Raw genomic sequence first — 10,407 nt, 5'->3', positions numbered from 1 at the left:
TCTCCCGAAGGTCCATCGAAAGTGCCTTACCCACTGCTCGCCCTCCATCTTGTGGTCGGCGACAGTGAATCAGCAAAATAAGCCTATGTGAATCCCCCTTGATTCAGGTCGATTTCATCACGCTCTAGGGCTGCGTACGGCGGGATTTGAGTATTTTTGCCAAGAAGAAGGGTGAGGGTTGTCCTGGAAACGCTCCCCGGGGGGCGTTTCAGGCCCGAACGGGCAGAGCCCAGGGAGTGCTCTTCATGCCTTCTTCTTGGACAAAATACTCCGGGGGTGAGGGCCGCCAGGCCCGAGGGGGCAGCGCCCCCTAATAATCCCGCTCGAAAAACAACCCGATACCGGTGCCACCATCGTCATTAACGCTGCCTTTGACCGTGATATTGTCGGTGACATCCAGGTTCAGGTTGATCTCGGTATCGCCCTGCGATCCAACCGTGACGTCGGTATAGATATTTTCCGTGATATAGGTGCCCGCACGCACTGCGGTGTTGCCTTCGGCATCCGAGGTCACGTCAAGATCATCCAGCCCGATGTTCTGGCGCAAGCGGCTGACCACGCCGCCATCGCCCTGCCCGGCCAGCGTGGCCACGGCGGACGCAAGCTGCAACGCCTGCAGGGCTGACAGGCTTTCGATATTCCGGCCAAAAAACAGCTGCGCCAGAATTTCGTCCTGGGGCAAAGGAGGCGAGGATTCAAAGCTGACCTCGGGCGCCGAGGCCAGGCCTGATACCACGATGCTGGCGGTGCCGGTTTCGGTTTCGGTCGTCGCCACCAGCCGGATCACCGGGTCGAAATCCCCCTGCAACTGCGCCCAGCCTTCGTCCAGTTGGAACCGCTGTTGCAGAATGTCCAGCCGGCCACGGATCAGTTCGAACCGGCCGCTGGCGATCACATTTTGCGTTGTGCCGGTCAACTGCAATTCACCGCCCAGTTCCGCATCAAGACCACGCCCGCGGATAAAAATACGCCCCGGCGCGCGCACGGTCAGATCCAGCGGATAGGCCGGGCCTGCCTGCCCGCCATTGGCACCGGCCTGCAAAAGCCCCGCCCGCTGGCGCGTGGCACGCACAGCGCGGGGTTCATTGATATGGGTGACATCCGGGATTGCACCGATGGTCGTCACCGTGCTGGAGGGAACCTGAATTTCCGTAGGGCCAAGCGTCAGTGCCCCCGCAATCCGCGCGCCACCGGCCAGCGGACCGGTAAAGGCGATATTTCCGGCCAGACTGGTTTCATACAAATTCGGGTCGATAATCACCGCGTCACTGATCCTGATCTGAAGATCGGCCTGATAGGGTGCGTTCAGCGTGATGGGACCGGTGACCGCCACCTGCCCGCCCTCCTCGACATTGCCAGTCATGTTCACACGCGCCTGCGACCCGCCCAGTTCGACAGTGGCATTTATGTCTTCAACCGCCGTGCGATATGTGGGCGCAGACAGCCGCGCGCCCGACACCGTGATTGTGCCCAGAAGCGATGACAGCGCCGCGGGGCCGTTCACGGCCAGTTCGGCGCGACCGCGGCCTTGCAGGTTGCGTGGCGCGATAAAGGGGTTAACGGCAGCCAATGGACCTTCGCCGATGACATTCAGCGCTAAGGTACCTGCCGTCGCGATCCCGCCCAGAACCTGCAGCGTCGCGTTGCCGGGACCGCTGGCGGTCGCATTGACCTGCCAGACCTCTCCGAACCCCAGGGCCGTGCCATTCATCACCGCCGGTCCGGAAAATTCCTGGCTGATGACGCCCACATCGCGCAGACGTGCCTGATAGGTCAGGGTACTGGTCTGTGATGACAGGGTACCTTCCAGGCTGCCCGACAGGTTGGGCGTGCTGAAGGTCAGACCTTCGATCGCCGTGCCTTCGGTCGAGCGTTCGACATTGCCCACCATAGTGACCTGCCCGCCAACGATGCGGTTCAGATCGCGCTGCTCTACACGCAGATCGTCAATGTTACCCCAAAACCCCAGATCAAAGGCGCCGCTGACCGGGCTGACACGGCCGCTAAGATTGGCACGCGCCGTGCCTTGCACCGGTCGGCCCACCAGTGGTGAAAAGCGCGACAACCGTTCAAAAGTCACATTCAGGTTCAGATCTGTGGGAAGGCCATCGTCCAACAGACCCACCTGTACCAGCCCCGAAGCGCTGTAATCGGCCCCCTGCACCGTCAGAACCGGGATCTGCAGCGCCTGGCCTTCGGTCAGATTGACCACCGCGCGGCCTTCGATCTGGGGGCCGATGGCGGCGGTCAGGGCGGTGTCCTGAAAGATCATCTGTTGCGCGGCATATTTGAAATCGGTTGATACACGTCCGATGGTCTGTGCGTCGCCGGGCTGGATCGTGCCCCCGCCGATCAAGGTCAGGGCCGAGATCGTGACATCGGGGTGTTCGACCCCTGCAATACCCATGCGGCCCAGCCAGCCTTCGCCCTGGGTCTGATCATAAAGCACTAGAAGGCTGGCGCGGTCGATCAGCAAGGGCGCACCGCCCACGGGCAAGCGCGTCTTGCCGCCCCGCGGATCGGCGATCAGGCCTTCGATTTCCAGCAGCTCGGGCCAGCCATCGGGGTTGAAGGCGGCGCGGCCGGAAAGACGCAGCGCCGCGGCCTGAATCAGCAGATCATTCAGCGTGATCCGACCTGACGGCAGGCGTTCGCCAGTGACCTGCATCTGCACATCGGGGCCGAAAAACGGGCGAAAATCAGGGGCAAACAACACCGCGACATCGCCATTCAGATTGGCGTTGAAGACCTGTGTGGGGGGCGCATCCGGCGTGTCGCCCACGCGGTTGCGCAGCGCGACGGTGCCCGTCAGGCGCTGTTGTCCGTCGGTGGCCAGACGGATGTCGGTGGCAAAATCGGCTAGCGGACCTTCGCCCTGGGCGGTCAATGACAAAGACGGCGCGCCATGCAAACCTGCCAGCGTGGATATCAGGCCCTGGCGACCCTCTTGCAGGTTCAGGGCAACCGATAACATATTGGTTTCGTTGGAATACCCCACATTCAGATCAAAGCGCCCGATGGTGCCATCGGTACGCCGCGCCTGCACGCTGAGTTCACCAGCCCCGCCGATCAGTTCGGTCGCGCCGCGGATCGAAAAGCGGGCCTCTTGCCCCAGAATGGGGGCACCGATGACGATCTGGTCGGCCTGGATCAGATCAATATCGACCGAAACCGGCAACTCGGGCAGGGAAAACTCTGTGGCCTCGGCCGAGGGCGCCGTAGGGGCGGCCTGCGGAAAGCGTGACAGGATGATACGCGCGGCGGTCAGTTCCTGTACAATCAGTTCGCCCGAAAGCAGCGCCTGACGGTTCCAGTTCAGTGTCGCGTCCTCGATCGTCAGCCAGATCCCGATATCATCGGCCACGGTCAGCCGATCCAATGTGGCCTGAGAACTGAGCGCACCGCGAAACCCGGTCAGGCGGACCTCACGGCTGACGCCGGACAGATTATCTTCGATCAGACGCACCAGAAAGCCTTCGTCAGACCGGTCCTGCTGCGCCCAAAGCGTTGCGGGCCAGATCAGCAGCAGGATAAAAATCAGATATCGCATCAGAACGCCTGTCCTATCCCGATATAGACCTGAAAATCCGACTCGGCTTCAGGTCCGCTGACGGGAACGCCGATATCCAGCCGGATCGGGCCGATCCCTGTTTCATAGCGCAGCCCAAGGCCCGCACCACTGTGCCAGTCGCCCTCATCGCCCGGAAAGCTGTCGGCACCAATATAGCCCACATCATAGAACCCCACCAGACTGATCTGATCGGTGATGCCCTGACGCAGTTCAAAGGCACCGCCCAGAAACGATCGCCCGCCGATCCGGTCGCCACCGCCCAGTTCCACGGCCAGCGACTGAAATCCCTGCCCGCGCACCGTGCCGCCGCCGCCGGAATAGAACAGAAACTCTGCAGGAGTGCTTTCAGCATCGGACCCCAGGATCGACCCGATCTGACCGCGAAAGGCAAAGACCGTGGTGTCGCCCAGTGCCCGATAGATGCGCCCGTCGCCGTAAAGGCGGCCACCCGTTCCGCCCTCTTGCGCGCCAATATAGGGGGTGATCTGGGCCGAGACGTAGCTGCCAGCCGTTGGATTGAACCGGTCATTGCGCAGATCGTATTCGCCGTCGAAGGGAAACAGCAGAAACAGCTGGTCGCGCGTGCCCAGGTCATCTTCGACCCGTGATCCCAGTATCGCGACGCCGACACTGTATTGCAGATTGGGGCGCAGATAGCGGTTCACGCCCGCGCCGACCTGAAACTGGCGGGTGCTGAAATCGGGTTCATTCAGCTGTTCCAGCTCTGCCTCAAGGTAAAGCTCCATGTCCGGATTGCGAAAGGCGGGGCGTGTGAACCGGGCGCCCAGACGATAATCCAGATCAGTGTCGCTGCCGATGCCGCTGATTTCGCCGTCAATGCGCAGCCGTTCGGCCCCGCCCAGCAGATTGCGATGCAGCCAGAACGCGCTGAGCGCCAGGCCCTCGTCCGCCTCGGCCTCGATCCCGTATCCCAGACGGCGGCGCTTTTGTTCGCTGACCTGTGCAGTGATATCCAGCGTGCCGTCGGGGTTGGGTTCATCCGCCTCGGTCAGGGTCACGATGCGGAAGGTGCCGGTGCGCCGCAGCCGTTCGGCCACCTGCGCCAGTTCCTGGGGCGAATAGACCTCGCGGCCCGGCAGGGCAGCGATTTCGCGGATGCGTTCGGTGCGCACCCGTTCGTTGCCCTGAATAATCAGGCTGCCGAAACGCAACTGCGGGCCGGGGTCCATGCCAATATCAACGTCCAGCAGCCGTTCGTCGTGCCGCGCAACAATGGACTGCCCGCCAGGTTCAGCCTTGGCATGGCCCGCGTTGCGCCATGCCTCGACCGAGGCCTGCGCGGCGTCCCTGATCGCGGTCGTCCGTGCCCGCTGGCCGCGCGCGAATTCGGGCGGCAGATCGGTATCGGATGCCAAGGGACTGATCCGCGTCTGTCCAAAACGGAACCGGGGGCCTGGATCAATCCGCAGCACGATCACCCGTACCTGATCGGGGGCACCAAGCGGGGCGATTTCAGCCGCCTCGCGCCCATCCAACTGGATCGAGATCACAGCACCATAGTAACCTTCCTGATAAAGAGCTGCCAGAATGCGGTTATAATCCGCCTGCGCTGCTGAAATGTAATCCTGTGCCGCGTTGCTGTTGTCGCGCCGGATTGCGCTGACCAGCGATGCCGACACGATCAGGTCCTGAAAATCGCTGTCGTCCGAAACGATCTGAAACCGGACCTGCGGTGGTTCCTGCGCAACAGCAGGCGCCCCGGCAAACAGCGCACCCAACATCAGGATCAAAAGGAATGTGCGCAACGAAAGCTCCAGACCAACCGGGACATGAAACCAACACCGATATCATGCGTTAAGTTTCAAATAGCCCTTCAATACCACAGGCGCTGCGACAGGAAAGGGCTGATCACGCAAATGTCTTTGACTTGCGCCTTTTGTTGACCGGGCTAATCTGCGCACCAGAATGAAACTACTTTTGAACCAATCCCCGGCGCAGTTATGGCGCGTTGCCACAGCCGTCTGGAACGACATGAACGACAAGAACATCAGCCTGATTTCGGCCGGTGTGGCCTTTTTTGCTATTCTGGCGGTCTTTCCCGGCATTGCTGCGGTCATTGCGATTTTCAGCATCTGGGCCGACCCAGTGGTGGTGAACGCGCAACTGGGGCTGTTGCAGGGGATCATCCCCGATGATGCCTTTGATTTGCTGGACAGTCAGGTCAACGCCCTTGTCAGCGCACCGACCGAGACGCTGGGCTGGGCGACCGTTATCTCAATTTCAGCCGCGATCTGGTCATCGCGCAAGGGGGTCAGTGCCCTGGTGCGCGGGCTGAACGCGATCTATGTGGTGCCGAACCGGTCTGGCATCGGGCATTATTTCGCTGCCCTCTGGCTGACCTCGGCCCTGATGGGGGCGGCATTGGTGGCCCTGGGCGCGGTGGTTGTGGTGCCCATCGTGCTGGCCTTTCTGCCCGAGGGCGCCTTTGCCGCGCAGGCCCTCAGCGCCACCCGCTGGATTGCCGCGATCGGCGTTTTGCTGGCCGGTTTGGGGATCATCTATCGCTACGGCCCCAATCACCGAGATTACAGAATGCCGTGGATCACGCCGGGGTCCGTTCTGGTCGTGATCCTGTGGGCCGTGGCATCCTATGGGTTTTCGGAATATCTTGCGAATTTCGGCAGTTACAATCAGGTTTACGGATCGCTTGGGGCGGTGATCGCGTTGCTGATGTGGCTTTACATCAGTGCCTTTCTGGTCTTGCTGGGGGCCGCGTTGAATGTCAGGTTGGCCGAAGTTGACCCCCTCATCGTGATACCGAATGACACCTGATCTGCTGACCCTGACCCAATGGGTGTCCCCCGCCTTTCCCCTGGGCGGATTTGCCTATTCCCACGGGCTGGAAACGGCGGTGGCACGGGGTGATGTGACGGATGCAGACAGCTTGCAGAACTGGTTAACGGGCGTGCTGAGGGCGGGCGCGGGGCAAACTGATGCCATCCTTTTGGTCCAGGCCCGGCGCGGCGCGGATGTGGCAGGCATCGCCACGGCCCTGGCCGCCAGCCCGGAACGCCTGCAGGAAACGCTGGCCCAGGGCGCGGCCTTTGCCCGAACGGTGAACACGATGACCGGTCAGAGCCTGCCCGACGCGCCCCTGCCCGTCGTCGTGGGCATCGCCAGCCGTCCGCTGGACCTGCCCGATCAGACAGTGATTGCCCTTTGTCTGCAGGCCTTTACCAGCAATCTGGTCACCATTGGCGTGCGCCACATCCCCCTTGGTCAAACCGCGGGCCAAGCCGTGCTGAACGCCCTGCACCCCCTGATCACCGACATTGCCGAGCGCGCCGCGCAATCCGATCTTGACGCCATCGGCAATGCCTGTTTTGCCAGTGACATGGCAGCGATGATGCACGAAACCCAACAGGTACGGATTTTCAAGACATGAGTTCCAAAAACGGCCCCCTGCGTGTGGGCATCGGCGGCCCGGTGGGCGCGGGCAAGACAACCCTGACGGAAAAGCTGTGCCGTGCGATGGCGGATGACTATTCGGTCGCGGTGATCACAAACGATATCTACACGCGCGAAGATGCCGAATACCTGATGCAGGTGCAGGCCCTGCCGCTGGACCGGATCAAGGGCGTCGAAACGGGCGGCTGTCCGCATACGGCGATCCGCGAAGATGCCTCGATCAACCTGGCGGCTGTCGCCGAGCTGCGCGACCGTTTTGCCGATCTGGACGTAATTTTCATCGAATCCGGCGGCGATAACCTGGCTGCCACCTTTTCGCCCGAACTGGCAGATCTGACGCTTTACGTCATCGACACCGCCGCCGGTCAGGACATCCCCCGCAAAAAGGGGCCGGGCCTGACGCGATCCGACCTGCTGATCATCAACAAAACCGACCTGGCGCCTTACGTGGGTGTCTCAACCGACCAAATGCGCACCGATGCGAAGGCGGCCCGAGGCCCCCGCCCCTTCGTCATGGCCGCCCTGAAATCCGGGCAAGGCGTGGACGAGGTGGTCGCGTTTCTGAAAGATCAGGGCGGGTTGTGATATGCGCTTGGCTTAACGGCTACACGAATTGAAAGAAATTATTTTATGACAAAAGTTCGTATTCATGAAGATGATGAAGGGATGCGAAACCTCTATCCCGCGTCAGCATTCAAAGAGGCCAAAGATGACATGGCGGCATCACAGGAAAATGCGCAGAAAAACCTGTCGCCGGACGGAATGTCGTGGACAGAATTACACATAATCAAGGAACCGGAAAATTCGTTTCGCGCGCTGAACGTAAGCCTTGAACAGATCGCGAACGCCATTCAGCACGAACTGCCGCGCGTAGAAGAATTCGAAGTCGGCTATGATCCAGGCAATCCGCTCTACCACTTTGCAAAAGACCCCTATTGCTATGGATTTGGGAACCGTCTGTATGTTCGGCTAGAGGTAGAGGGCGATGCGCTGCAGGCGATCTGGTATGATTGCGCCTCAGACGATGTCGAAGAATTAGCCGCGCTCAGGCGCACGTTTGAGCGGATCAATAAGATACATCCGATAATGATTGCTGACTACTGGCTGCAGCTTGACGGCCTGATCGGGGATCAGAAATTTCTTGATAAATACTTTGAAACCCTGCTGAAAACCGGCATCGGGGTTTCTGGCTCAGAAGACTGAGGATCGTACGAAAATCTGAAACACGAATGCCACGCTTAGAGGGCAGCGACCGGCCCGAGGGTGGGTGCTGAAAGCGCCCGCCCATGGGGGCGGGTCGGGCGCTGCCCGGTGGTGCCCACCGGGCGTTTGCTTGCACGAAAAGGAAACCACTTACCCTCGGAACCCGGTCGCAACGACGAATTTTTCGGAACTATCCGACCGCGACGCGGGGGGTTTGACGTTGGCGACCTTGGTGAATTTCTGTTTCAGCAGTTTCTGCAAATCGCCCTCGGCCCCGCCGGCCAGGACCTTGGCGACGAAGGTGCCGCCTTCGTCCAGCACATCAAACGCGAAATAGGCCGCGGCCTCGCACAACGCCATGATCCGCATGTGATCGGTCTGTTTGTGGCCCGAGGACGCCGCAGCCATGTCTGACATCACCACGTCGGCCTTGCCGCCCAACCAGTCCTTGACCTTGTCGTCGGCGCCGTCTTCCATGAAGTCCAGCTGGTGCGTTTCAGCCCCCGCGATGGGTTCGACCTCTTGCAGGTCCACGCCCAGCACACGGCCCACGGCCTTGCCCTGTTTTTCGCCCAAGGCATTCACGCGCTTGACGGCCACCTGACACCAGCCGCCGGGCGCACAGCCCAGGTCGACGACCCGTGCGCCGGGGACCAGAAAGCGATATTTGTCGTCCAGTTCCGATATCTTGAACGCCGCGCGGCCCCGATACCCTTCGGCCTTGGCCCGCTTGACGTAAGGATCATTCAGCTGCCGTTCCAACCACAGGGTCGAACTCAGCTTGCGGCCGCGGGCGGACTTGACCTTGACCCGCAGATCACGCTGGCCGCGCCCGCTAGTGCCGGGTTTCTTGGCCATCGCTAAATCCCGCCCTCTTCCAACACGCCATCTTCGGTCATCTGCGCGTAAAGCAACCCTTCGCGCAGGCCGCGGTCGGCAACCGACAAACGGTCCGTCGGCCAGACCCTCAACAGCGCCTGCAAAATCGCAGCCCCCGACATGATCAGCGCCTGACGGTCGCGTCCGATGCGCGGGTCAACACGACGACCTTCGGGGCCAAGGGCCAGATAGTCGCGGATCACCCTGTCGATCTGGTCCGAGGTCATGCGCAGCCCGTCGACCTTGTTGCGGTCATAGCGTTTCAGCCCCAGATGGCTGGCCGCGACCGTCGTGACCGTGCCGCTGGTGCCGATGACCTGAAACCCCTCGCGCGTTTGTTCCAGATCATAGGGGGAAAATTCGGCCAGGCTTTCTTCGAAAAACCAGCTCATCAAGGCAAAGCGCGCGGCATCGTCGTCGACGTCGTCAAACTGATCGCGCAGCGTGGCCACGCCTAGGGGGATCGATATCCAGTCGACGACCTTGGCGGCGGGGAACGGGCCATCGCTGGCCTCAAACCCCGAATGCAGGCGCATGATCGACCGGGGCCGGTCATGGCGCGGGACCTTTGACAGGTCGATCCACACCAGTTCAGTCGACCCCCCGCCGATATCAACGACCAATAACTGTTCGGTTTTCACACTGACCAGCGGAGCGCAGGAAATGACGGCCAGGCGGGCCTCTTCCTCGGGTTCGATGATATCCAGTGTCAGGCCCGTTTCGGCGCGCACATATTGCATGAACTCGGAACCGTTCTGGGCACGTCTGCAGGCCTCGGTCGCGACAAGGCGCATGCGGCGCACTTTGTGGCGGCGCAATTTCTGACGACAGATGCGGATGGCCTGCACGGCGCGGGCCATGGATGATTCACTCAGCTGGCCTGAACTTTCCAGACCCGCGCCAAGCTGAACAGATTTCGAAAAACTGTCCACAACGTGAAACTGACTGCCCTTGGGCTGGGCAATCAGCATACGACAACTGTTCGTGCCCAAATCCAGCGCGGCATATAGCTCGGCCGGGTCAGGCGATTTCGGCGCGGGGCTTTCAACCGGCTTCGGGAACGCGCCCACACCCTTCGGACGCTTGGGCGCCATGCGACACGCCCTCCATATCAAGTTAACGCTAAGGTAATCGCTGCATCGCCGCGGCGCAAGGCGCAGGCTCATGATCTTCATGAAGATTTTTCCAGGCCCACCCCATGGCCCCGGTGCCATATTCGAAATAAAGTACCACAAGGTCGCAGCCAAACAGCGTTCTGTCGAAAACAGGCGCCGTTTGGGCTGTAAACCGTCGTATGCAAGGAAACAAGGTTAAGGGAGATGAGC

General features: G+C 61.1%; 8 protein-coding genes. 4 read left to right on the top strand and 4 right to left on the bottom strand.

Translation table 11 applies throughout. The features are described 5' to 3' along the window. Window positions 1-310: 310 nt before the first annotated feature. Window positions 311-3,550 (bottom strand): translocation/assembly module TamB domain-containing protein, encoded by a 3,240-nt coding sequence (locus tag H7848_RS14970; protein ID WP_208353014.1) that lies wholly within the window; start codon window positions 3,548-3,550, stop codon window positions 311-313. Further along, window positions 3,550-5,337 carry an autotransporter assembly complex protein TamA gene (locus H7848_RS14965; protein ID WP_208353007.1) on the bottom strand — a complete coding sequence of 596 codons (1,788 nt, stop codon included), beginning with the start codon at window positions 5,335-5,337 and terminating at the stop codon, window positions 3,550-3,552. Before H7848_RS14965 ends, H7848_RS14970 begins: the two co-directional genes overlap by 1 nt. A 160-nt stretch (window positions 5,338-5,497) precedes the next feature. Here H7848_RS14965 and H7848_RS14960 point away from each other — a divergent pair, with 160 nt between their 5' ends. The 4 genes from H7848_RS14960 to H7848_RS14945 are packed head-to-tail and all read left to right on the top strand — an operon-like array spanning window position 5,498 to window position 8,203. Beyond that, entirely contained in the window at window positions 5,498-6,364 is an 867-nt protein-coding gene (locus tag H7848_RS14960) for a YihY/virulence factor BrkB family protein (protein WP_208353004.1), read from the top strand. Next, a complete protein-coding gene (locus H7848_RS14955) occupies window positions 6,354-6,977 on the top strand; it encodes an urease accessory protein UreF (RefSeq protein ID WP_208353002.1) in 624 nt (207 codons plus the stop codon). The genes H7848_RS14960 and H7848_RS14955 overlap by 11 nt, the downstream gene beginning before the upstream one ends. Next, window positions 6,974-7,585, top strand: a complete 612-nt coding sequence (gene ureG / locus H7848_RS14950; RefSeq protein ID WP_208353001.1) for an urease accessory protein UreG — start codon at window positions 6,974-6,976, stop codon at window positions 7,583-7,585. The genes H7848_RS14955 and ureG overlap by 4 nt, the downstream gene beginning before the upstream one ends. 45 nt (window positions 7,586-7,630) lie before the next feature. After that, window positions 7,631-8,203, top strand: coding sequence for a hypothetical protein (locus tag H7848_RS14945; RefSeq protein WP_208352998.1), 573 nt, complete (start codon window positions 7,631-7,633; stop codon window positions 8,201-8,203). Window positions 8,204-8,353: 150 nt separating this feature from the next. Here H7848_RS14945 and H7848_RS14940 read toward each other — a convergent pair whose 3' ends face one another. Further along, window positions 8,354-9,061: an RlmE family RNA methyltransferase gene (locus H7848_RS14940; RefSeq protein WP_208352995.1), complete on the bottom strand. Its 708-nt coding sequence runs from the start codon at window positions 9,059-9,061 to the stop codon at window positions 8,354-8,356. Window positions 9,062-9,063: 2 nt separating this feature from the next. After that, window positions 9,064-10,176: a Ppx/GppA phosphatase family protein gene (locus tag H7848_RS14935; RefSeq protein WP_208352993.1), complete on the bottom strand. Its 1,113-nt coding sequence runs from the start codon at window positions 10,174-10,176 to the stop codon at window positions 9,064-9,066. Between the last annotated feature and the right edge of the window lie 231 nt (window positions 10,177-10,407).

This window comes from Pseudaestuariivita rosea (genome assembly GCF_017592335.1).
Lineage (GTDB): Bacteria > Pseudomonadota > Alphaproteobacteria > Rhodobacterales > Rhodobacteraceae > Parasulfitobacter > Parasulfitobacter rosea.
Note: the sequence above shows the minus strand (reverse complement) of the source record. Positions and strands in the feature narration are given on the sequence as shown.